Below are 23,388 nucleotides of genomic sequence, written 5' to 3'. Positions count from 1 at the left end.
GCAGCTGCTCCTCGCGGTAGATGCGGAACAGGCGCTTGTGATTGACCTCATGGCCTTCGCGCCGCAGGAACACATGCAGCCGCCGCCTTACGGCGATTGCAAGCAATCGCCTACCGGCCAGTGGGTAGCCGAACCGGCGCCGGAGCTTGGCCAGTTCTTTCAGCCGCTCCCGCAGCACGGGGTCATCCTGGCGGATAGCCTCGTATCGCATGGTCATCCGACAACAGCCGATCACCCGGCACGCCCGCCGCTCGCTCATCCCGTGACCTGCCACCAGATGCGCGACCGCTTGCCGCTTCGCGGCGGGCGTCACCACTTTTTTCCCAGGAGATCCTTCAACGCGGCATTGTCGAGCATCGCATCCGCCAGCAACCGCTTCAGACGCGCGTTCTCGTCCTCAAGACCCTTCAGGCGCTTGGCCTCGCTGACCTCCATGCCGCCATACTTGGCCTTCCACTTGTAGACGGTCGCATCGCTGACGCCGTGCTTGCGGCACAGATCGGCGACGGAAATCCCGGCCTCATGCTCCTTCAGAATGCCGATGATCTGATCTTCGGTAAACCTGCTGCGCTTCATCTCTGGTCCTCTCGGTTAGGCCAGAGTCTATCTCAAACTGGATTAGGTGCAGGGGGCAACGTCACGCGCGGTACAGCTGCGCGCCCGGCTGAGCTCGGCCAGCCCTGATTACAACGTTCTTCTCTCCAAGCTCCGCATCCATGCAGAAGAGGTGTCCTGATGGTCGATTACAGTCTCGCCAACCAGTCCGGCGCGCAATTCCGCGCCGAGCTGAACCTTATCCTCGCCGCCCTGCAGTCCTGCGCTTACGGTGCCACGGCGCCCACGACAACCAGGGCCGGGCAAATCTGGGTCGACGCATCGGGCGCAAGCCCGGTTCTGAGAGTCCGCAATGCCCTGAACAATGGCTGGCTTGCGATCGGCACGCTGGCTTCGGGCGGCTTTGAGCTGCTTGGCACATCCCCGGTCGGGCGGGCGCTGATCGCGGCAACAACGGTGGCGGCACAGCGCACAGCCCTCGGGCTTGGCGCTGGGGCGACGTTGGGTCTCGCCAGTTTGGCGCAGGCGCAGGCGGGCACCGACAACGCCACGCTGATGACACCCCTGCGGGTGGCGCAGGCCATCACCGCGCTGGTGGCTGCGGTCTCGAACCTGAATGCCGATGCCATGGCGCCCACGGTTGCTGCTGACACGGTGGTCCTCAAGCATTGCTCCGGGGGGAGCGCCAGCCTGGAGATCAGTCTTTCAAAAGAGGGTGGCGGCACGATCTACGAGACGCTCTATGGCCAGACCGGTCTGACGGCCACGCGAGGCTGCGCTTTCCGTGTGGCCTTCGACCATGCCCGTAGCGGTGAAAGCGCCACGCAATATGCCGCGGTGCTCCGCGATGGGGTGGTGCTGCAGGAATGGACGACCTCCCTCACAACCTGGACCAGCCGCAGCCTCGATGTGACCCTCTCCCCGGGTGAGACGCTTTGCATTCGACTAGGTGCAACGGGCCGGAGCCAGAGTAGCGACACCTTCATCGGCCGATCCCTCATCCGAAACGTCCGCTATCTCGCGAACCAACGCTCCCTCATAGGATTTTGACCCATGCAAGCTGAATGGCGCAACGCCACGCGCACCATCCTCGCCCTGAACGACACCACCGGCCATGTTGTCATCGTAGAGCCGAGCCATGCCCTCTGGTCCGAGACCTCCGCGCGACCAGACATCCAGCCCTTCGTGCCAGCGCCGGTTCCGGCACCGAGCCCCGACGACATCCGGGCCGCAATCCCGCCCCTGACCCGCCGGCAGGTATTCATCGCCCTCCATCGGCTGGGGATGATCACCGCCGCCGAGGCCATCGCCGCTGCCGCAACCGGCGTGGTGCCCGCGGCCCTCGAGGCGCTGTTTGCGGCTCTCCCGGAACCCGACCAGACCGACGCCCGCGTCACCTTTGCCGCCTTCCAGATGGCCTATCGCCTCGATCCGATGACCGCGATGATAGCCGCCGCCGCAGACAAGAGCGACGCCGAGATCGACGCGATCTGGATCGGCTTCGCCGCAGTCTGACCAATTCCCCAATTCCGCCATCCGTCACACAAGCAAGAGCCAACATGACCGATAAACCAACCCTCTTCGACGCCATGGCGCAGGCCTTCCGCGACCATGGCCTTGCGGCGGCCATCACCGCCCTGATTGGTGGCTGTCTTGCTTTGGCAGGCACCGTAGCGCGCAAAGCCTTTACCAACGAGGCCATGCTGGTGCGGCTCGACCGTGAACTGGTGCTGGAGCGCGATCGGATCGACCGGCAGCGCGGCGAGGATCGCCGGACCGACGCTGAGCGCCTGGGCCGCATCGAGACCGACATCCGCGACATGCGCGATCTGATGTTCGAAGCCTTCCAGCGCGGCCGCATCGACTGACGCAAGCCCAAAACAATCCCTGAAATTGTACCCAACCCGCCCCGGAGGCGGGTTGTTGCATTTATGGAGACCCAAAATGCCGACTCTGACCTATGCCCATTTCCGCGACGTGCCCGAAAGCGTCTGGCGCTGGCCCAGCTTCTCCCCGGCCGAGATCGCCTGCCGCGGGACTGGCGCGATCACGATCAACACCGAGGCCATGGACAAGCTGCAAACGCTGCGCGACCGGCTCGGAAAGCCGCTGATCGTCCGCTCTGGTTATCGCAGCCCCAGCCACAACCGTGCCGTTGGCGGGGCGCCAGCCTCGAAACACGTGCTGGGCACGGCGTTCGATATCGCCATGTCAAACCATCACCCAGCAGCCTTCGCCGCGGCCGCCCGTGCTGTGGGGTTCCTCGGCTTCGGCACCTACCCTCGCTCAGGCTTCATGCACATCGATCTGGGACCGGCACGCAGCTGGGGCGACCCCTTCCAGGTTCGTGCCACGCCCTTCCTGCCGGAGGTCACCCCTGCCCGCGAGGTACTGGCCGAAAGCCGCACCCTGAAAGGTGGCGGGGCGGCAGGCATCGCCACTGTCGGCGCCGCAGGTGTCGAGGTTGCACAGGAAGTCCTGGCGGAAACCCAGTCGGCCATCCTGCCCTTGGTGCCCTATCTCGACAGCCTGCGATGGGTGTTCATCGCCGTGGCGCTGATTGGCATCGCGGTCACGATCCATGCGAGAGTCGACGACTGGAAGAGGGGCCAGCGGTGATCGGCTTGATCAAAGCTATGCTTGGCAGCTGCCCGGCGCGCAAAGGTCTGGGCATCTTGCTGTCCGCAATCACCGCCGCCCTATTCCTGCTGAACCTCCGCCGCGCAGGTGAACGCGCCGGGCGGCTGGCGGAGCGCCATTCAACATCGGAGAGGACCCATGAAATTCAACGCAAGATGCTGGACGCTGCCAGCCGTCGTCCCGCTAATCGTGATGCTCTGGCTGACCGGCTGCGGGACGGACAGTTTTAAAGCCCTAGTTCCCTGCCCACCTGTGGTAGAATACAGCGCCGACGACCAGGACAGGGCCGCCAAGGAGCTCGAGACTTTGCCGGAGGGCGCAGTTGTGGTTATCATGCTGAACGATTACGCAGTAATGCGCGACCAAGCGCGGGCGTGTCGGTAAGGGCGGTAGCTGACGTTCATTGGTTTTTCAGATTATGTCCGCTTTGTATCGCGCTAACACATTATATTGCCCGGAAAATGACGCTGCAAAATCCCCAATGCGTTGATGACGAGCTTTTGCTCGCCTGAACGTTTAGCACATCTGTCCAATAATTCCACAATGGTTCCAAGCAAGCTGCATTCTGCTTTTTCTGCTCATAGAACGCTGCAAGGTGAGCCACCATGTTGCCCCGAATGGGTTCCAGTATTTGAAATCTCCGCAGAATAGCCTGGTCTCCGGTGAAGCGCGTCTTACAACCGTGCTGCTGGCTGCTCTTTGTTTTGAGCCAAAGTTATTGTTTGCTGTCCCTTTTTACAAGGGTTTGCGACGGAAGTCACTTGACGAAGGGATTGATCGTAGGACCTTTACGTTCATGGAGCCTTATGGCCGCACCGAACCTCGTTTGGGCTGTGGTATGGTTGAACAAAAATAATCAGGGATCATTGCTCGCTTTGAAGGTCCTATCTCTCTCCCGACTTCCAACAATTACCGCGCCGCTTTCAGCGCCGGGTCTGCTCGTCGGGGCTGTCTTTTTTGGGCTGTCGATGACGCCGTCGATGGTGCCGCGGGCGCCGGAACTGCAAGGGGGGCTGGGCGGGATTGTCGCGGGGATTGGCTATCTAATGTGGGTTGTCTGTGTGCAGGCTGTGGTCTGGTTGCGGCAGGTGCCGCCAGCCGCGCCATCGCTGCTGGCGCGCGGGCTGGCGCTTTTTGCGGCGGCCTCTGTGGCGGCGTGGGCGCTGTGGCAGGGTGCCGCGTGGCAGGACACGGTCAAGCGTGCTTGGCGCCTGCCGCCGGTGGACGCGTCTGCGCCGGTGATGACGGCGCTGATTGCGGTGGCGGTTTTTGCGGTGCTGCTGTTGATTGGGCGGGTGTTCTTGCTGCTGTCAGACCGCTGGCAGCGCCTGAGCCGACGGTTGATGGGGCCAAGATTGGCGCAGATCACCGGGCCTGTGGCGGCTGCGGTGATTTTTGCGGCGGTGATCGACGGGATCGCCTTGCGCGCCGTGTTGCGTGCGGTGGACTCGGGCGCGCGGGTCGCGGATGGGTTGATCCCGCCCGACAGTGCCGCGCCGACCTTGGCCTTGGTGAGCGGTGGGCCGGGATCGGCGGTGGATTGGCAGGAAATGGGTCGCTGGGGGCGCAGTTTTGTGGGGTCCGGGCCAAGCGCTGCGGATATCTCTGCGTTCTGGGGCGAGGCCACCCCGCAGCCGATCCGGGTCTATGTGGGCCTGAACGCCGCCGAGACGCCCGAGGCGCGGGCCGCGCTTGCCTTTGACGAGCTGATGCGTCTGGGCGGGTTTGACCGGTCGGTGCTGGTGATTGCCATGCCCACCGGGTCAGGGTGGCTTGATCCCGGCGGCATGGACACGCTGGACTATATCGCCAAGGGCGATGTGGCCACTGTGTCGGTGCAATATTCCTATCTGCCAAGCCCGGTGTCGGTGGTGGTGGACCCTACGCAAGGCGTGGCCGAGGCGCAGGCGCTGTTTGACCGGGTCTATCGCCATTGGGTGACGCTGCCAGCGGCGTCACGCCCCCGGCTTTACCTGCATGGGCTGAGCCTTGGGGCGTTCCTGTCGCAGGAAACGCTTCCGTTTCTGGATCTTTATGCCCATCCGATCCAAGGTGCGCTGTGGGCGGGATCGCCGTATCTGAGCGAGTTCTGGCAGATGGTGCAGACGCGCAGGCGGCCCGACAGTCCGGCATGGCGTCCGGCCTTTGGCAATGGGTCGCTGATCCGCAGCCTGGACCAGACGGGCGGGCTGGAGCGGTTTGACGCAGACTGGGGGCCTATGCGGTTTGTGTTCCTGCAATATGGCAGCGACCCGATCGTGTTTTTTGACTGGTCGCTTGCTTGGGCGCGGCCCGATTGGCTGACAGGCGAACGCGCGCCGGATCTGTCACCCCAGATGCGCTGGATTCCGGTGGTGACGCTGTTACAGGTTGGGTTGGATATGGCGGTGGCCTTGGGGACGTTTGGCTATGGGCATGACTACATCGCCCGCCATTACATCCCCGCTTGGGCCGCGACCTTGGACCCTGATGGATGGACGCCCGAGATCGAGGCGCGTTTGATTGCGCATCTGGCCGACCTGATCCCGCGGTAGGGTCTGATCTGCTGGCCCCCAGCTAAGGTGCAAGGGGCCATCATGCCTGACAGTCGTGGGCTCAGAACTGGAAGGTCAGGCCAACAAGCGGGCCGCTCATGGCCCCATCGAACACAGTTCCGCCGTCGGAATAATCGACAGCCAGATGGCGCCAGCCAACCGACAGATACATGTTGTCGCGCGCACGGTAATTACCGGTCACCGCCGCCTGCCACGTCAGATCAGACCCGACGCCAAAGCCCCCCAGATCGGCATAGCTCAGCACCGACCAGCGGTCTGACAGTTGTGTGTTCACGCGCACACCCACGATCGGATCGACAAACGACTTGGATGGCGACACGCTCAGCACTGGCTGAAGACTCACTGCGCCGTCCACTTTCCATGCGCGCAGGCCGCCCAAAAGATCAACCGTGGTGCCATTACCTGCGTCAAACCGCTTTCCGGCGGCAAGGGTGAGGGAACGCATCGTCACCTCACCCGAGGCGGGAAGGCCTGGGGGCACGGTGCCCGAGCGCGAGGAAGAAGAATAGGTCAGGTCGCCAAACAGCACCAGATCACCACGCCGCGCGAGGGCGGTGGCGAAAAAGGCGGCATCCAAATCTTCGAGAACTTCGGACAAGGATTTTTCAAAAGAAAGCTTTGGGCCTCCGGTGAAGGGCGTGACATCGCCCGTAACGCCGGCGCCCCAGCCGTAAAGCGTGACCTGCCCAGACCAATCCTGCGCCGCGGCAGCGGTTGGTGACAGGGCCGCGGTGCATGCAAGCGCTGCGGAGGCGACAAGGGCCACAATGGGGGATTTTGGCAGGCAGGTCATTGCAGGGTCTCCTTGAACACACGCCCGCCCTTCATGACGAGCCGCAGGGTTGTCGATGGATTATCGAGGAAGGCAAGATCGGTTTCAGGGTCGCCGTCCCAGACAAGAATATCAGCATGCGCGCCTTCGGCAATCACACCAAGCCGGCCTTGATATGGGTCACGCGGGCCGGAGAGGGCAAGCAATTCGCCCGCCTTGCCAGTCGCCATGCTCAGAGCCTCCAGCGGCGACATGAACCGGGCCAGTTTGGCCAATTGACGCCCCTGGCTGCGTGACCCGCCGGGGTTCATCAACACATCGGTGCCAAAGGCCATGTTGACGCCTTCGGCTCGGCCCATTTCAAAGGCGCGCACGGTGCCTTGGGCCACTTCATCTGCTTTTTGCTGTTGTTGCGGGTTGCTGCGCGGATTGGAGTCTTCATCCTGCAGGAAGGGTTGGATTGACCACCATGCCCCTTCGTCGCGCATCATCCGTGCGGTTTCCAGATCGGCCAACTGTCCGTGTTCAATGGATTTCACACCTGCGCGCAGCGCACGCTGGATGCCTGCGGGCGTATAGACATGCGCACAGACATATGTGCCCCAATCCGCGGCGGCCCGAACAGCAGCTTCCATTTCTTCCTGGAGATATTGGCTGGCGTCCAGCGGATCATAAAGCGAGGTGACACCACCGCCCGCCATGATCTTGATCTGGCTGGCACCTTTCATCAGCTGCTCGCGCGTGCGGCGCAAGACTTCATCCGCGCCATCGGCAATCGCTGCCACGCCTGTCCGTTCTGTATAATCAGCTTCGCTGCCCGGCATTCGCGGCAGGGTATTCAGCAACCGGAAATCGCCATGACCCGAGGTTTGCGAAATCATCGCGCCCGATGGAAAGACGCGAGGGCCGGTGACCACACCGTTGTCGATGGCAAGCTTCAGGCCAAACACCGGGCCGCCGGTATCGCGCACCGTGGTAAAGCCGCGCATCAGCGTGGCCCCCGCCTCTTGCCCCGCGACGAGGTGCACAAACGCGATGTCCTGCGTCAGAGCTGCAAGTTGGCTTACACTGGCCAGCGTCGCGTGCCAATGGCAGTCGATCAGGCCGGGCGTCACCGCGCGGCCGCCACAATCGATGATCTCGGCCTCTGTCGGGCCGGTTCCCGTGGCAGGCAGGCCGGTGATGCGGCCCCCTTCGACCACGATGTCGCGGCCGGTTTGCATCGACAGCGTGGTTCCATCGAAAAACCGAAGGTTGGTCAGCACAACGGGCCGACTGGGCGTCTGCGCGCGCAGTTCACGCGGTGCGAGGCCAAATCCTGCAAACATGCCAAGCACCGCAGCACTTCCGCCCAAGAATTGACGTCGGTTTAGGTCTGCTTCGATCCGCTGCATTGCGGCCTGAGTTTCCGGCGCGCCGCACAGACAGGGGTTGATCGGGGCTGTGCCGTGCTCGATAGCCTCACAACAGGTCATGCACATTGTATAAGAAATCCCTTGACGCCTCACGGTCGGATAGTAGTAGAGTTCCCCGCTTTGGCAATTTTTTTTCGTGGGCACGGGCAAAGCAACTGAATTCAATGACACAATGCGAGATTGGCGCCGCGCAAGGTGAACGGATCGATCCACTTGTCGGGGCCGCCGTAAAGCAAGGCTGAGCAGTCGCGTATGCGTCAGGCGAAACACGATCGACTTAAAGTATCTGCGCATGGACGCATGGATTTCTGCAATTGTGGCAGTGGCGGCGCGATCAACGGTTTTTTGATGCCAGTCTGCAAAGCAGACGCAGTCGTGGAATATGTCGACAGACGGCAATGGGCCGAGCACGTCATCACTGTCCCTTTGGCGTTACGTCCCTCATCCCTTTCTGCAACAACAGAGCCACTTGGTCGGCAGTGAACTTGAACCCCTGCCCGTCCGGTATGCGTTCGGCCGAAACCGGGTACTTGGGGCGGCGGGGATCGATGCCCACGATCTTGAACAGTTCGCGCCCCGTGCTGAACTGGCGGCCGTAATCGGCGGGTGACAATCCGAAAGCCTCGGCCAGCGCCTAAAAGCGCAGCCTTTCCGGGTCGAGGGCGGTACCATCTGGCAGAGGAATGGACACGCGGAAGGCGGCATCGAAGCCCCATCGCAGGTCCACGCCAGTGATGTCCTGGGCCTCGATTACAAGACCATGACCGGCGGCTACCTCTTGGCAGGCCCTCAGCATCTCGTGCTGCAGCCGCTGGCAGAGTACCGGGGTCAGGTTTCGCGGGGGCTTGGTGTTAGGCATGGGGCGATCGGAACTCGAGGTTTTCAGCCAACGCTACAGCAAGCGCCGATCCCGATCAAACCGAGGCGAAGGCACGAAGTCGGGATGGTCAGGAAGGGTGCGAAACTCGATCATCAGGCGATGATGCCACAAGACTTTTCTCGGTACCAAACGCAAAAAGCCCCCTCGGTTTCAGGGGACTCGTCAAACGTTGAGGTGGCGTTGAGGTAAAACGGCGAGTGCTATACACAAGTGTTTTTGTCGGATTCCAACCGTTTGTTATATAGAAAGAATTTGGTTGCGGGGACAGGATTTGGACTAACGCGAACTTTTGGCACGATCCAACGGTATTCGCTACTGCCAAAATCCATCCGAAAAATCGCGTAAATCGGCTTCGGATTTCGATTTGAACTGACGCGAATAGTAGTCATTTCTGGAAACCAATAGTTGAGAAAATAGCATCAATAAAACGGCCCAAACGCACTGGGCGGCTCTCCGAATCTCCCCACCTGATCGGTCCAAACAGAAAAGGACCGACCATGAACTGCCCTGCCAACTTCCCCGACTTCACATCCGCCCTGCCCGCAAAAACTGCCTTTGGCCCCACTGCTGTCTTGAAGTGTGGGGACAGCGCGAAGGTGCTGAAATCCATTCTGACAAACAGCGTTTCGGCAGTGATCTGCGACCCGCCCTTTGGCATTGAGTACGGGCGCAAGGATTGGGACGACGCATTGCCTGATGACGCGATTTGGAGAGAGTGCTTTCGGGTGCTCAAACCGGGCGGCTACCTACTGGCGTTCGGATCACCAAAGACTTCGCATTGGCTGACAGTACAACTTGAAAAGATTGGCTTCATTCTTTGCGGTCGGATGGCTTGGATGTACCCGAACGGCACACCGGCCTGCCAGCGCATCAGCGAAACCCACCACGCACGGGTGAAGCCCGCCCACGAAGACATGATCCTTGTGATGAAGCCGATTGCTGCCAGCACAATGACTGCGCACCGGGAGAAGTTCGGCAACTGCGGCCTGCGCATTGTGGACACGATGGGAGACGGCACGATCACGATGACGACTTCAATCTTGAAGCACAACAAACCGACTCCGACCGAGCGCAATCTCGGTGTTGAGCATTTCCCGGAACGCCTTGTGATCGAAAGGGACGAAAGCGACCGATCACTGGTAAAGGAGTCGATGCAAAGAAACTTCCATCCTTGCGTCAAGCCTGCTGGGCTGCTGTCTCACCTTTCACTGCTGCTGGCTAACCCCGGCGACACAATCCTCGACCCATTTATGGGTAGCGGGTCAGGTGGTTTGGCAGCCATTTGGAGCGGCTTCAACTATATTGGCATTGAGCGCGACCCAGAATATTTCGAGGTAGCCAAGGCGCGGGTCGAGTATGCCCTCAACAATGAGGCACCGCAGTTTCCTTTGTATTCCGCCGCGCGCAAAAAGCACAAAAAATATGAGCGCACGCTCGCCACACACGCGGCTGTGTGGATCACAGCAGGGAACGATTTAGCGACACTTGGACTCGCTCGCGATTCCTCCGTGGAGCCTGCCCCCTTCGAGTATGACCCAGTGGAGTGGCGCAAGCGCAAGGCTGCCGCCCCGGCGAAACCAAAGGCCAAGACCTCTGCCAAAATCAAGGAGCCAAAGACTACGGTGGTATCAGCCAATCGTCCTGTCGATCAGGGCATAGTCCCGGTTGGTCGGCATACAGAAAAGGCACTTCTCGCCGCTGGCCTCGGCCCAGACATTGCCAATCTGCCGCTTGGTGGCTTCCGCCTCGTAGAGGTGCCCCCCCTTGTATTCAACGACAAGGATGCGCCCGTCCGTAAGCATCGCCACAAAATCAGGGTAAAACTTGTCGTGCGGGAGTTGGAGCCAGAAGGACGATTTCTTCCGATCAACGTTCCGAATCCAGTAGCGAACCTTGTCGAGCCGGTCGAGATGGACGGCACAATCGAACTCCTCACCGCTGGGGAGAAGGTCGCCGACAAGGCGGGTGTAATGCTTGGCAAACCTTGTGGCCCCGGAATAGGGCTGATTGGGGGCGTAGGTCTGCTCGTCAAAGATGATGGACAGGTCGGCGCTGACGGCAAAGTCGGCGGTGTTGGCGGCGAAGAGGGCCTTGTATTGCCCAACCTCCCGCTCACCGCGCAGGTCGCCGATCAGCGTCCCGATGGCCTTGCGCAAGTCGTACTTGTGCCGTGCGAGAACCGGGATGTCGTGGCCTGCGGCGATCAGCGCGTCGATGGCCTTCGTGATGAACACCACGGCACTTGGCTTGGTGATGTCAGGATGGACGATGCCGGAGTCGATCCAGTTGGCAAGTTTAGCGACGCTATTCCATGCCGGTTCGCGGATGACCAAGGCAAGGTCGCCCTGAACCTTCTTGGGGAAGCCAATCTCAATCGCCCCCTGCGCCCCGACATCAATCTCGCCCGTGCGCGCGGTGTCGGGTAGGCGGAACCGTTCCAAGATTGCCGCCGGGTCGCACTCGTCCAATCGCCATGGCAAATCAAGGAAATGCTCCTGCGAGAACAGTTGAAGTTCGCCCTGCTTGCGGAAGCCAAGCAGCGGCACGATGAAGGGCGGCTTGTCGTCTTCATCGGCTGCCGAAGTCTGGAACTGGTTTGACTTCGCATAGAGCCGGTCGATGGTCTTGGCGACATTCGGTATAGCGGCGAAAGCCAAGTGGATGAGGTTGCGGCCTTCCCGCGTCATCGGCCCCTTGTAAGTCAGCGTCCGCGTCTCGGTATCGAAGGACAGGCGCGTCTTGACCGATGGCGGCAAGCGGTCGATCACCGCTTCGATCACCTCGGGGGCTGCGGTCTCGGCAGGTAGCGGGTCGGATTTATACGGTTCTTGGGCATCGGCAAAGCCAAGGTTCTGCTGCGGGGCGATGATCTGCGCCGCTTCCATGGGGTTGAAGCCTGCGCCCTCCACCAGACCGTCGCGCAACTGCTGCGCGGTCGTGTCGAAACTGCGCGACACGATGAAGGCATAAGACTGGTTCAAGGCATCACGCCGCTTGCGCTGCGCCCGAGGCATCCGCAAGACGCGGCCAAGGATTTGCTCAACTGCCGTGGCCGATACCTGATCGGCCACCGAACAGAGGATGTAGGCAAAGGGACAGTCCCACCCTTCCTTCAACTTCGACACGGTGATGATGTATCGGACCGGGCATTTATCGCTGCGTATGTCGGGAATGCCGTCAAGGTCTTTGCGCGGCCCGGTATGAACCGCGATCTGGTCCTTGGGGATGCGTTGGTCATCGCGCAAATATGCTTCCATCTTATCCCAAGTGATGCGTGTCGGGTCATCCTTGGACGCGGCTTGGGCTTGAAACAGGATGATGGGGCGGATGTATTCGCCCGTTTCGACCTTCTCGGCGTTGGCTGCCTCTTCCAACGCCTTCTGGCAATCCAGCGCCCCCCCGATGGTCTTGACCCATTCCGCGTCTGTCGTCAGGCGGATGGGCATCTTGATCATCTGCTCGGCCTTCAACTCGGCGGCAGAGACGGAATAGAGGATGTTTGACGCATGCTTGTCGCGTTCCGGCTTGTGTTCGGTCTGCGGCGTGGCGGTCAGTTCAAGGATCAGCGAAGGGTTGAACCGTGCCAAGGTGCGGAACGAAAGTTCGGTGCGGCTGTTGTGGGCTTCATCCACAATCACCATGGGTCGGTGAAGTTTCAGCAGGTTTGCCAGCGAATAGACCGGGCGCGAACCGCCCTCGATTTTGTCGAGCGGGGCGATCTGGTCGTCGGTCAGGTTGGCGAAGTGGTCCATCAAGACCCCTGCGTCGTCATAGACCTTCAAGCCCTCGGGGTTCTCGTTGCCGCTTTCATCTTCTCGGCGGAAGGATTGGATGGTGGAGACGATCACCACGGCCCCGCCCGTCGCGTCGGCCTTGGACATTGCCAGCGCCTCGGCCTTGGTCATCACCGCAAAGTTGCGGTTAAAGGATTGAAGCAAGGCCGCGCGGTAGTGGTGGCCCTCATCCTTCAACGCGGCGATGGTTTGGTCCAGGATCGCCGTCGATGGCACCAGCCACAACACCATAGGGTTTGTGGTTTGAAGGTAATCGCGCGCAGCAATGCCGATGGAATGCGCGGCCATCAAGGTCTTGCCGCCCCCTGTGGGTACGCGAAGGCAGACAAAGGGGGTGCCCTCGGCAACAGCCGGGGCTTGGCGATAGGGGAACTTGGTGGCCTTCATGAAGGCCACTTCCGCGCCCAAGGTTGTACTGTCGCGCAGAAAGGTGCCGAACCGATTAAGAGCAAGGTCTTGGTAGTTTTTCAGTTCAAAGTTGATGGCTGCCATCTCAAACCCCCGCGATCTGGTAAGGGATCTGTTTGAACACCACGCCCTCGGCTTTCAGCCGGTCGGGGGAGACGGTTGCGCCCTCGGCATAGACCACGCGGATGCCTTCAAAGCCCTCGGGTGGCGGTGGCAGCGCCACCAGCGCGTCGGGGGTCAGCACATTGCCAAGCGCCTCGCGCGGGGTGCCTTCCAACCCTTGCGTGTAAAGCAGATAGACGACCTTTTCGCCATGCTTACCAAGGTAGGTGTTGCCCACCTGAGCCTTGGTCGGGATGGGTGCGCCGGTTTCGGCAAAAAACACATGGGCGGCAAGATCAGGGAAAGACACTTCGCCGTCAATGTCGCCGAACTCGTTGAAAAGCGGAACACCAAGGCGGCAGAAGCGGAATCCCCCGCCAAGTCCTTCCACTCTCTTTTCAGGGTCGTCCTTCTTGTCATAGCCACTGATCACGGCTTCTAACCGCCGTGCTGTGGTGCTTTGGGCAATCCGCTCCTCCATCTCAATAAGGATGAAACGCCTATTCCCCTGTGTTTCATTGTTGAGGTTCAAGACCGCATGCCCTGTTGTGCCCGAGCCAGCAAACGAGTCCAAGATGATAGAGTTATCATCTGTCGCCATTTGAATAAGATCTTCCAACACCACTTCATCTTTGGGAAAATCAAAAGCACCTTTGCCCAATATGCCTTCAAGTCTCTCCGAACCAGAGCGAGTTGGCTGATAAAATACGCTTTGCGGTGTTGCGTAATCTGTCTCGTGAAGATAGCGACGAACCATTATCGAGGTTGAAGTGATAAAGCTAATCCTGCCATCCTTCACAAGCGCATTGAAGGCAACTTGGTCAAAAGCCCAGCCTCTATTTGGACGCAGCGGGATGGTTTCGCCAGTCAAGGGGTTCTTCAACTCAAAACGCCGCCCGCCCGGCGCGGTGGGGTCATCTTCCTTATATGCGCCACGGCTGTCAATGTAGCGGAACCGGCGATGACCAAATGAAGGGGTTGCCTTCTTTGCACGAAACCAACCAGCCAGATCGCGCGATGCACTGTCGTAATCTTCGCCATACAACTTTTTCAGCCGTTTGACTTCGGCAAGAACAGGTTCAACCCCTTCCTTGGGAAGCGCCCACTCACGCGGCAGATTGGTCCGCTCCCGCGCATACACGAGGATGTATTCGTGGTTCACGCCGATTTGGCGGGCATCATTCTTGAATGCGCCTTCCCAAATCATTTCCGCAACGAAGTTCTGCCTGCCAAAAATCTCATCCAAAAGAAGTCGAAGGTGAGCAACTTCGTTATCGTCAATGCTGACGAATATCACGCCATCACGCCGCAAAAAGTCTCGCAGCAGGCGCAACCTCGGGTACATCATACACAACCACTTATCATGGCGTGAAAGGTCTTTCTCTTCCGCGCCAACGACCTTACCAAGCCATGCTTTAATAGTCGGAGATTTCACATTGTCGTTGTAAATCCATTGCTCCTGCCCAGTATTGTAGGGCGGGTCGATGTAGATACACTTCACCTGCCCGCCATAATACGGCAGCAAAGCTTTCAAGGCTTCCAGATTGTCGCCCTGAACAAGAAGGTTGCCCGCGTCAGGGTTGCCTGTCGATAACTCGCCATCGCAATGAACCAGCCGATAGGGAACCTCTTTGTGGTGGTGTTCAACCGCCTCTTTCCCAATCCAGTTCAATGATGGCATGCTCGCTTCCCCCCTGCGCTGCGCTTCGCCTGCCCCAATCGGACAGGCTGCGCCGCTGATCTGATGGTCTTACGCCTGCTCGTCAGGCTCGTGCCTCTTTGAACTGATTTCGCACAGAACGCCAAGGGCCAAACCTGCGACAGCGAGGGTTAGCGCCTCGCCAACTTCGCGAATGAGGTAAGCGGTAGCGGCACCTTGGTTGTCGGCAAAGTCGGGATGGTTGAGTCCTTGGTAGATCGCGAACGCCACGCCAAAAAGCCCGTACCAAAAAAACAGGTGGGCAAAGACAAATCCCATGCGTGTGAAGAACATACCGCCAAACTCTCCAAGGTGGTGCCGCGTGCCGCCACCTTGGCGTGTGCGGGCGGGATGATCAAGCGGCGGGCGGCCTGCCGCCTGCCGCCTGCCGCCTGCCGCCTGCCGCCTGCCGCCTGCCGCCTGCCGCCTGCCGCCTGCCGCCTGCCGCCTGCCGCCTGCCGCCTGCCGCGAAAAAACTCAAAAATCGGCTTCTGTCCATCGCAAGCGGTCCCATATGATCCTTGCCAGACGGTGAGGATGGTCCAGTGCGCCGCCGCATAGGCGGCTGATCATCGCTCCCCGTGAGGGATTAGGACATTCGCTTCGGCGAACCTGCCACATCCAAACTGTCTGGCAATCCTCGGTGGAGGAAACGGCCCCGGTCATCACTGACCGGGGCCGTTTTCAGTTGGCCAGTGCCGCCGCTCACCTGCGGCGGCGGGCGCGGCGGCGCTGCTCCTGCTCGGTCTCTTGACGGAAGCCATCAAACCAGCCTTCGCCATGGGTTTTGGGCGATGAGCAATGCTCCTGCGCCTCTTCCAGCGATAAGCCGCCCTTGATGGTGCGACGGCCATCGTTGAAGCGAAAGCGGATGATCTTGTAGGTGGTCTTCGGCGAAAACATCGTCTGCTCCTTTTGTTTCAAGCAAAAGGCAGGTTGGCCGGATTCCGGGAGTCGGAAGAAAATAGGCGGCTTATTCAGCCGCCACCGCCATTTTTCCATCAGCCACCCACCGTTTGACTACTGCGCCCGATCACGGAGCGCCCATTCTCCACGACCGATGTTCGTGAAGAGGTCTGCGCCCCGGAAGTTCGCAGAGTCAGACGAGTGGTCTTCGAGCGTCCGCCTCACCGTTGCTTCCAGCGTCCGAGGGACTGACCGACTACCTTCCCTCCTGCGAGCCGCAGTTGCCTTGTAGATTTCGTGAAGGCTCGCGCTGCCACCAAGAGCACGCAGCGCCGCGCGAACATCATCCACCCAACGGATCTTTCCCATTTCCGACTCTCCCACTGGAAGTTTCGAGCCTTGAGTCTTTTCGGAGGCATATACCTCTCTCAAGACTCGCGGAGGACTGTCTTGTTTGGTCGGCTCTTGGTGTGCGCTGTGTGCTTGCGGCCCTGCCGTAGCGGAGATTTTCGCAAGTCTCCTGTACTCCACATATTCCCCGATAACTCTTTGAAGTATCGCGTTTTCGCTCTGCTCTTCTGGCTCACGAAGCGCCCAAAGGGCGGCAAAAACGTCAATACTGATTGTGATGTCTCGCATGCTGCGTGCTCCGAATCTGCATGGACTGAGCATAGCAGAGCGAAGACAGGCGTAAAGAGGTTTTTACCTCTAACAACACCTCTCAGCACGAATCAGGTGCGCATTCTTTGCCATCAGCGCGCGTGATGGCGGCTATTCAGCCGCCACCGCCATTTTTCCATCGGTGAGTGCCAGGACGAAATCCATGGCCTTCTGGGCCTCGCTGGCCGCTTTGAATATCGCGCGGTTGTCGTCCTTCATGGCTTTCAGCCAGCCCTCAATGTAGGCCCCGCTCTGCGCAAAGTCGGGGGTCAAGCCAAACGTGGCACAGATCAGGCAGTTGCCAATCTCGGCGATCAACTCCTCGAACGCATAGGCTTTGCGGTCGCCAAAGCGGGTGAAGCGGTCAAGCCGCGATGCCGCGCCGGTCCAGTGGGTCAGTTCATGGGCCAAAGTGCCGTAGTAGCCTGCCGCGTCCTTGAAGGTGCCGATAGGCGGCATGTGGATGCGGTCGGCGGTGATGTCATAGAAGGCGCGGGGCTGGCTGGTGGTGTCGATGGCGGCACCCGTTGCGGCAAAGAAAACATCAAGCGCCGGGTCTGCCTCAGTGCCCAAGTCCTGCGCGGGTTCCGGCTTGCGGTAGAACTCTGCTGGCAAACCCTCGATCTGGTCGGCGTTGAAGACGGCGTAAGCCTTGGCGAAGGGGATCACCTTGTCGTCGCCATTCTCGTCTTCCCTCTCAACGGTGCCAAACTTCACCACGGTTGCCGCCTTCTCACCCTTGCGGATGTGCGCGCCCATGGTTTTGGCTTGGTTGAAGGTCAGCCAATGGGCGGATGTGTAGCCCTTGGCGGCTGCGATGCTCCACAACACCAAAACATTGATGCCGCGATAGGGTTCTCCGTTCCCCCGCAGGGGCAGACAAGCGCCCGCCTCGCCTCCGGTCCAAGGCTTGCGCCAAGGGGGGCAACCCTCTTCAATGGCTGCGATGATTTGCGCGGTGATCGTGGCGTGGATGTCGGTCTTCGGTGCGGTCATGTCAGTCTCCTCGGTTGGGGAGAGCGATGTGGGTTCAACCCCCTCGGGCCAAAGCCGCTTGCGGCCTTTTTCCGCCCTCGGGCGGGCCTTCCTGCTCTGCCTTCGGAATGCCCACACATTCCCGGAGGCAGAGCAGGGAGGGCGCAGCCCGTCCTGCGGTCGGACGGGCGCGGGGCAACCGGGTGGAGGGCGTAAAAACGGGAAGGAACCGCGCGCTTGCGCGTGGAAGGAACCGGTTTTCTCGACTGGAACCGACGCGAAGCGGCGCTTGCCGGTTGCCGCGCGCCTGACCGACTGGCAGGCGGAAACCTATGGATGGAGTCGCGTCAGGCGCGGTATGAGCGGGGCCTGCCCCGTCGATTGCCGCGCCTGTCCTTGGATGAGGTGTTCGCAGAACTCGACAGGATCAACACAAATGCTGAACCGGGCGGGACACGGCAATCTCCCCGATGAAGTCGCCAAGATAGCCCCTGCCGCCATGCGCTGTGATCACCTGCCAACGGCGATGGTAGCCAAACTTGAACAGGCCCAGAACGACCGTTCCCGAGCCGGGTCGATGGGCTACCAGTCTGATCTGGGACCGATACCCAACTTCAAGATAAAGCGGCGTGCCCTCGACGATCACACGCGCCACGAGAAGCGCCGTATCTGCTGCGGTGTGACCACCAAGGGCTTCGATGTCCTTGCGATGCTGCGCCCATGCGTGAGCCGCCCCCATGCCGGTGTCATCCTTGGACTGATGCCCCTCGGTCAAGACAACGGGCACACAGGCGTTTTGGCCGGTCAAGCCGGGTAAGGATGGCACATAGCCGAAAACAGGCCGCTCGGTTTCAGGGTGGTGGATGTAGTCTTGCGGACCGGGCAAGAGATACGAAACGCCACGGCGAACCTGTGGGACGATGGGCTTCGACGGCGGTTTGGGCAAGCGCAGGATTGGGCGTTTGCGGGGCGCAATGCTTGTATAGGTGGCAGTATGGCAGGTGGTTTCCACGGGGTTTTCCTTGCTCGGTGAAAGGGCAAGGAAAGGTTGGCCGGATGTGCCAAGGTGGAAATCGAAAGGCGATCATTATCATGGGGTTGGCAACGATTCTGGCGGGCCGATTTGAACGGTCAATCACGCTCACGCAGTCGCCCGCCGTCTCGTGCTGACGGCCCCATCTGGGCAGTGGTCGGAGGGGCTGATCGCTGCGCCTCACGGTCGCCCAGAAGCCTTGCGCGTAGGGTATCGCGCAGCATCACCAGCTCGCGATAAACCCGCCGAACGCGGCCCCAAGCAGAAAGGCGGCGGTGATCAAAGGCAAAGGGGGGAACCGGCGCGCTGGTGGGGGCGGCAAGGAACTGTGGGGAAGCGGTTGAGGCGCTGGTGCCTTCGTCGCCATCTCCTTCATCATTGCTTCCATCCGCGACAACTGCTGCCCATGGAGGCGGAGATCGCCCCGCATCTCCCTCATGCGACCCGCCATCCTTTCTGCCATCTCCGCAGCAATACTCGCGTTCGCTTCGGTCGCCTTCATCGCCGCTTCCCAATCCATCGGTGGGGTCTGTTTCGTCATGCTCTGCCTCCTGTTTGAGCGTGTTGATTTCGCGAATGAGGGCGTTCGACTCGGCCCGCGTGTGCCCGCCGTCTATATGGTGCCAATCGGCGTTGGTTGCGGGGGTCTCGCCTTTCGCGAACATATGGCGGCTGGCTGCACCTTCATGGATTTGCGGCAGGCGGTCGATACCGCGCGCGGCATAAGACAGGTGCGAGATCTGGCTCTCTGCCCCATAGCCCCAACCGGCCATCATTCGATTGTGGATGTCGGCCCATAGGGCGGCGGTTTCTTCCACCGCATTCTTGCGTGCCATGCCGATGGTGCTGCGCGGTCGCCCGCGCCCGCCGCCCTTCACCTGAACATCAAAGGCCGCGATGTGCGCGTGGGGGTTCTTTGCGTCGTTGCCATGCTGATCATGGATGGCGGCAACATAACCGGCAGTGCCCTTGGTGAGGGCTTCACCAAACGCCCTGACAAGGGCCTCGCGCTGCTCGGGGGTTGCCTCAACGGGTAGGGCAAGGATGAACCGTTCGCAGACACGGCCCTTGCGGGTTTCGGCCTCCCGTTCGGCGGCTACCGCCACTTGCGCGTCTTTCGGGTGCGCCAGTCGCTCCCGGAACACGACGCGCGCCGCCTTTGGGCGTGTGATGTAGCGCAGATGCGCTGCTGTCTGGCCGTGCTGGGCGGCCCGCGCCTCGGCGCTCCGCTTGTCGGAAAAGGTCTTTACGGAATGCTTGAAACTGAACAGGGCCATTGTGCGGTTTGGGATGGGGGGACAAAATCACTATTTTGTCCGTTGTGCGCCTTCCCAATCCACATAGGTCCCAAGCGATGCCCCTTGAAATGGAACAATCCCTGATCCGAGTCGTCATGTTCGCCTCGGCACACTCCCAAGACCATTTCGATTCAGACTTTACCCTCGGGCCTTTGACCAATGAACAGATTTTCAAGATTGGCACTGACCTCGTGCGCCTCTTTGAAGCGCGGTATAAGGCTGAAATGAAGAAAGCGCCCCCGACCAAGCCGGAAGCGCCTTCTGGTGGAACAGGTGGCGCAAGGGTGCGCCAGCGCCTTCGCGATCAGTGAAGGGTCTTGTCCTCCGATGCCGGTTGCGGGCTGGCCGAGTTTGCGGCGCGATAGCCGCCGCTGCCGTCAGTCTCGGCCTTGCCTGCGCCGATCAGCGCGTCAAGCGCGCGACGCACGGCCTTTCGTAGGCTATCGGAGTTTGACCGAACGCCCTCGAAGCCTTCACCGACCATCCCGCATAGGGTCCGTGCCTCGTGGAAGGCAGCGGGGTTTTTGGCGCGTAGCGCCAGCAAAACGCGCGATAGCTCTTTGACGCGGGCTTCTCCTTCACCTCCGGGCTTCACGGACTCGCTGACCTTTGTCAGCAAAGATGAGGTCATTTCGGCGGGTAGAGCGATAGGAACGGTTCTCCGATCACCGTCGTCATCCACCCCAATAAAGAACGAACCGATCTCGAAAAGGATGGGCTCCCCCTTCGGAACAGACCGTTGCTTTTCTTGGGTCAAAAGGACAAAGGACGAGTCCCCCTGGCCATCGACCTTCCGCAGAACCAGCATCGTGTCGATGTTCCCATGCATCGCCGACGACCCACGAGGGCGGCCATTGTCGGCAAGGCTTGTGTGATGGACGAGCAGCACATGAGCGCGGGTCATGCGGGCAAGCCGTTGGGCGTGACCGATTGCTCGCGACATATCGCGAGACGAGTTCTCATCCCCATCCCCGATGCACAGGTTGAGGGTATCAAAGACGATCAGCAGCCGCTCTGCCCGCCGCTTCCGCGCGAGGATGGCTGCCTCGCCTGCGAACCGCCTCATCTCCGCTTCGTCGGTCAAGTTGACGGGTGAGCCGTGGACCTCAAAATCCGCGATTCTGGCGGCATGGGTCTGGAAGAAGCCATACGCGCGCTCCGCAACTCCTTCGCGGTCCTCCCCAGCCACATAGAGAATCATGCCCGGCTTTACGGCTATTTTGCCGAGCGCGCGGCCCATGCTTATGCTTGCCGCAAGGGCACAAACTACCGACGACTTCCCGATGTTCGGCGGCCCGACCAAGAGGCTAACCTGACCTTCCAGCAGCAGGTTCTTGGCGAGGTATGGCCGATTGATTTCGGGACGAAACTTGGAGACCGACAACAGCGGTTTGCCAAGAAAGAGGTTTTGCGCCAATGGCGCATCGTGATGGTTTTTCATGGTTTTCTCCTACGGTGGGCGACGGCCTGTCCGTCGCGACAACGAGGTGGGTTCGTCCCGAAAATCGAAAAAGAAAAAAGTTGAGAATCTTTCAGCGGGCAGAACCGGACGGACAGACGCGCCCCCTTAGGGGGCGCGTCTGTCCGTCCGGGTGCCGCGCTGTGGTTTGGTGCGCCCCTGCGCCATTGCTGACGCAGGGGCTACTGCGGGCCTCTCTGTTCGGCCCACCGTGTCCCGTCCGTCTTGGTTGTTTGAATAGCCAAAGTGGAAAGGGAAAGCCGATGGACCTCTCAAAACTGATCGACCTGATCGCCGAAGTTGCTGTGCGCCGCGCGGTCCAGAAGGAAGCGAAGGACAAGGCCACCCCAGAAGCAGTGTTGATAAGGGTACTCGGTTTCATCCGCTTTACAAGCGGTTGCGCGGCGATCTACCGTTCTCGAAAGTTGCTCACTGATCCGTTTTTGCGATGGTGCCCATGACAGACAAACCCCGCGTTTTCATCTATGCCCGCTATTCGTCGGACATGCAGAACCCGATGTCCGTTCGCGACCAGATTGACCAGTGCGAACGCTTCGCCGGAAAGAAGGGGTGGCGAGTGGTCAAACACTTTGAGGACTCTGCCATGTCGGGTGCGAGCGACAAGCGGCGCGGCTTCCAAGCAATGCGCGAGGCCATAGCGCGCCGCGAATGCGACATCATTCTTACCGAGAGCATGGACCGACTTTCGCGCGATCAAGAACACGCTGCGCGTCTGTTCAAGGATGCGCGGTTCGCAGATGCCAACATTTACACACTTGACCGGGGCAAGGTCGATATCATCCAGATCGGCTTCAACGCGACGGTTGCCGCACTGTATTTGGAAATGCTCTCCGAAAAGACACGGCGGGGCCTGTCTGGTCGCATCAAAGATGGCAAAAGCGCGGGCGGGTTGAGTTTTGGCTACAAGGTGCCACGCGATGACAGAGACAATCCGGTTGTGGGGCAACTGGAAATCAACCCCGAGGAAGCCGTCATAGTGCGCCGGATTTTTCGTGAATACGCCGAAGGTAGATCCCCTTTGAAGATCGCGGCTGGCCTGAATGCCGATGGGGTACCTGCCCCGCGTAGCGGTGGCAAGTCCAGCGGCCATTGGAAGCAAAACACAATCAACGGGAATCGGGAACGCGGGTCGGGCATCCTCAACAATGAACTCTACATCGGGCGGCGCGTCTGGAATCGCCTCAACTATCGCAAAGACCCCGCCACAGGGCGGCGGGTGTCGAGGCTCAACCCACAATCCGATTGGCAGGTGGCGGAAGCCCCTGCCCTTCGGATTGTGGATGATGAGGCATGGAACGCCGCGCGCGACCGCCAAAAGCGATTGGAAAAGGTGCGTAGTCAGCGGGAAGCGCATGACCTGAATAGGCTTTCGGCCAGTCAATCCCTGCGGCGTAGAAAGTTCTTGCTCTCCGGCCTGCTTCGGTGCGGCATTTGTGGTGGTAGCCTGACGGTCGCAGGTTCCGGTGATGCCAAGCGATACTACTGCGCGAATGCCAAGGAAAAGGGCAAGTCAGTATGTCGGGGAATGCCGGGCCTGCCGGTTCGTCAGGCAGAAGATCATGTGATTGACCAGTTGCGGGATCACCTGATGAATGACGCGGCCTATGCTTCATTCAAGGCATCTTTCCTGCGCAAATGGAGTGCTGACAAGCACAATGCCGAAGATGTCCAGCGCGTGAAGGACAAAGCCGTCGCTCGCCTCGAAAAGGAACGGGCTGGCCTGTTGGCTGCGATCAAGCGTGGCTTCGCCGAAGATGAGTTGTTGAAGGAACTTGAACAGGTCGGCAAAGACCTTGAACGCGCGAAGTTGGAAAGAGAGGCCGCAAGGCCAATCGAGGTTCCCTTGCCGGAAAATCTGCCGGATCAGTACCGCGCCTATGTCGATGACCTCGTGATGACGCTGAACGATGAAGGCATTGTCAGCCGGGCATCGGACCTCCTTCACGATATGATTGATCATGTGGTGGTGCGCTACGACGAAGCGGCCAAGGCATTCGATGTCGAGATAGACGGGAACATCGTGAAGATGCTCATAGCAAGCAACCCCGCTGGCGGCGGGGCGTATGCTCGGATGGGAAGTTCGCTAAAGTTGGTTGCGGGGACAGGATTTGAACCTGTGACCTTCAGGTTATGAGCCTGACGAGCTACCGGGCTGCTCCACCCCGCGTCCGGACCGAGGGCTATGTGCGATCGGTTTTGTATTGGATCGTATTGAG

The 23,388-nt window shown here is 60.3% G+C and carries 20 protein-coding genes, 1 tRNA gene and 3 pseudogenes; 9 read left to right on the top strand and 15 right to left on the bottom strand.

Annotation, left to right across the window (positions count from 1 at the left end):
* Positions 1–576: pseudogene (locus tag CXR43_RS17580) on the bottom strand (transposase); the annotation flags it as partial.
* Positions 577–735: 159 nt separating this feature from the next.
* Here CXR43_RS17580 and CXR43_RS18015 point away from each other — a divergent pair.
* From CXR43_RS18015 to CXR43_RS17545, 6 genes are all read left to right on the top strand, one after another.
* Positions 736–1,605 (top strand): hypothetical protein, encoded by an 870-nt coding sequence (locus CXR43_RS18015; protein WP_210402124.1) that lies wholly within the window; start codon positions 736–738, stop codon positions 1,603–1,605.
* A gap of 3 nt (positions 1,606–1,608) precedes the next feature.
* The gene (locus CXR43_RS17570) at positions 1,609–2,070 is read left to right on the top strand and encodes a hypothetical protein (RefSeq protein ID WP_103336560.1); all 462 of its coding nucleotides are present in this window, start codon (positions 1,609–1,611) and stop codon (positions 2,068–2,070) included.
* Positions 2,071–2,114: 44 nt separating this feature from the next.
* Entirely contained in the window at positions 2,115–2,423 is a 309-nt protein-coding gene (locus CXR43_RS17565) for a hypothetical protein (RefSeq protein ID WP_103336557.1), read from the top strand.
* Positions 2,424–2,499: 76 nt separating this feature from the next.
* Positions 2,500–3,174 (top strand): YcbK family protein, encoded by a 675-nt coding sequence (locus CXR43_RS17560; protein ID WP_103336554.1) that lies wholly within the window; start codon positions 2,500–2,502, stop codon positions 3,172–3,174.
* Positions 3,171–3,425, top strand: coding sequence for a hypothetical protein (locus tag CXR43_RS17555; protein WP_435530818.1), 255 nt, complete (start codon positions 3,171–3,173; stop codon positions 3,423–3,425). The genes CXR43_RS17560 and CXR43_RS17555 overlap by 4 nt, the downstream gene beginning before the upstream one ends.
* 738 nt (positions 3,426–4,163) lie before the next feature.
* Positions 4,164–5,729, top strand: coding sequence for an alpha/beta hydrolase (locus tag CXR43_RS17545; RefSeq protein WP_246831449.1), 1,566 nt, complete (start codon positions 4,164–4,166; stop codon positions 5,727–5,729).
* Positions 5,730–5,790: 61 nt separating this feature from the next.
* Here the strand turns inward: CXR43_RS17545 and CXR43_RS17540 are convergent, their stop codons facing one another.
* The 4 genes from CXR43_RS17540 to CXR43_RS18290 form a co-directional block, all read right to left on the bottom strand.
* The gene (locus tag CXR43_RS17540) at positions 5,791–6,543 is read right to left on the bottom strand and encodes a hypothetical protein (protein WP_246831448.1); all 753 of its coding nucleotides are present in this window, start codon (positions 6,541–6,543) and stop codon (positions 5,791–5,793) included.
* Positions 6,540–7,850: a metal-dependent hydrolase family protein gene (locus tag CXR43_RS17535; protein WP_246831447.1), complete on the bottom strand. Its 1,311-nt coding sequence runs from the start codon at positions 7,848–7,850 to the stop codon at positions 6,540–6,542. Before CXR43_RS17535 ends, CXR43_RS17540 begins: the two co-directional genes overlap by 4 nt.
* Before the next feature lie 502 nt (positions 7,851–8,352).
* The gene (locus CXR43_RS18295) at positions 8,353–8,568 is read right to left on the bottom strand and encodes a hypothetical protein (RefSeq protein WP_494338061.1); all 216 of its coding nucleotides are present in this window, start codon (positions 8,566–8,568) and stop codon (positions 8,353–8,355) included.
* 3 nt (positions 8,569–8,571) lie between these two features.
* On the bottom strand, positions 8,572–8,796 hold the full coding sequence (locus CXR43_RS18290) for a hypothetical protein (RefSeq protein WP_494338060.1): 225 nt from the start codon (positions 8,794–8,796) through the stop codon (positions 8,572–8,574).
* Between the two features lie 518 nt (positions 8,797–9,314).
* Here CXR43_RS18290 and CXR43_RS18250 point away from each other — a divergent pair.
* Positions 9,315–10,148: pseudogene (locus CXR43_RS18250) on the top strand (DNA-methyltransferase); the annotation flags it as partial.
* A gap of 297 nt (positions 10,149–10,445) precedes the next feature.
* Here CXR43_RS18250 and CXR43_RS17520 read toward each other — a convergent pair.
* The 7 genes from CXR43_RS17520 to CXR43_RS17480 form a co-directional block, all read right to left on the bottom strand.
* The gene (locus CXR43_RS17520) at positions 10,446–13,103 is read right to left on the bottom strand and encodes a DEAD/DEAH box helicase (RefSeq protein WP_103336542.1); all 2,658 of its coding nucleotides are present in this window, start codon (positions 13,101–13,103) and stop codon (positions 10,446–10,448) included.
* A 1-nt stretch (position 13,104) separates the two neighbouring features.
* Positions 13,105–14,802, bottom strand: a complete 1,698-nt coding sequence (locus CXR43_RS17515) for a site-specific DNA-methyltransferase (RefSeq protein WP_103336539.1) — start codon at positions 14,800–14,802, stop codon at positions 13,105–13,107.
* Between the two features lie 69 nt (positions 14,803–14,871).
* Positions 14,872–15,114: a hypothetical protein gene (locus tag CXR43_RS17510; RefSeq protein WP_103336537.1), complete on the bottom strand. Its 243-nt coding sequence runs from the start codon at positions 15,112–15,114 to the stop codon at positions 14,872–14,874.
* 411 nt (positions 15,115–15,525) lie between these two features.
* Complete coding sequence (locus CXR43_RS17500; RefSeq protein ID WP_146036561.1) at positions 15,526–15,723, bottom strand: hypothetical protein; 198 nt, start codon at positions 15,721–15,723, stop codon at positions 15,526–15,528.
* Between the two features lie 774 nt (positions 15,724–16,497).
* Positions 16,498–17,382: an ArdC family protein gene (locus CXR43_RS17490; protein WP_103336526.1), complete on the bottom strand. Its 885-nt coding sequence runs from the start codon at positions 17,380–17,382 to the stop codon at positions 16,498–16,500.
* A 406-nt stretch (positions 17,383–17,788) separates the two neighbouring features.
* Positions 17,789–18,373, bottom strand: a complete 585-nt coding sequence (locus CXR43_RS17485; RefSeq protein WP_146036560.1) for a hypothetical protein — start codon at positions 18,371–18,373, stop codon at positions 17,789–17,791.
* Between the two features lie 119 nt (positions 18,374–18,492).
* The gene (locus tag CXR43_RS17480) at positions 18,493–19,671 is read right to left on the bottom strand and encodes a MobA/MobL family protein (protein WP_103336521.1); all 1,179 of its coding nucleotides are present in this window, start codon (positions 19,669–19,671) and stop codon (positions 18,493–18,495) included.
* 77 nt (positions 19,672–19,748) lie between these two features.
* On the opposite strand from CXR43_RS17480, the gene CXR43_RS17475 reads away from it, so the two are divergent.
* A complete protein-coding gene (locus tag CXR43_RS17475; protein WP_103336518.1) occupies positions 19,749–20,003 on the top strand; it encodes a hypothetical protein in 255 nt (84 codons plus the stop codon).
* Here the strand turns inward: CXR43_RS17475 and CXR43_RS17470 are convergent.
* Positions 19,997–21,133: an AAA family ATPase gene (locus tag CXR43_RS17470; protein WP_103336515.1), complete on the bottom strand. Its 1,137-nt coding sequence runs from the start codon at positions 21,131–21,133 to the stop codon at positions 19,997–19,999. The genes CXR43_RS17475 and CXR43_RS17470 overlap by 7 nt on opposite strands.
* Before the next feature lie 466 nt (positions 21,134–21,599).
* On the opposite strand from CXR43_RS17470, the pseudogene CXR43_RS18140 reads away from it, so the two are divergent.
* A pseudogene (locus tag CXR43_RS18140) lies at positions 21,600–22,691 on the top strand (recombinase family protein); the annotation flags it as partial.
* Positions 22,692–22,781: 90 nt separating this feature from the next.
* Here the strand turns inward: CXR43_RS18140 and CXR43_RS18135 are convergent.
* Positions 22,782–23,132, bottom strand: a complete 351-nt coding sequence (locus CXR43_RS18135) for a hypothetical protein (RefSeq protein ID WP_246831446.1) — start codon at positions 23,130–23,132, stop codon at positions 22,782–22,784.
* A gap of 130 nt (positions 23,133–23,262) precedes the next feature.
* Positions 23,263–23,339 (bottom strand) — tRNA-Met (locus CXR43_RS17460).
* Positions 23,340–23,388 lie beyond the last annotated feature (49 nt).

This window comes from Pseudotabrizicola formosa, from assembly GCF_002900965.1.
GTDB classification, from domain to species: domain Bacteria; phylum Pseudomonadota; class Alphaproteobacteria; order Rhodobacterales; family Rhodobacteraceae; genus Pseudotabrizicola; species Pseudotabrizicola formosa.
The sequence above is the reverse complement of the archived record's forward strand: the minus strand, read 5'-3'. Positions and strand labels throughout refer to the sequence as shown.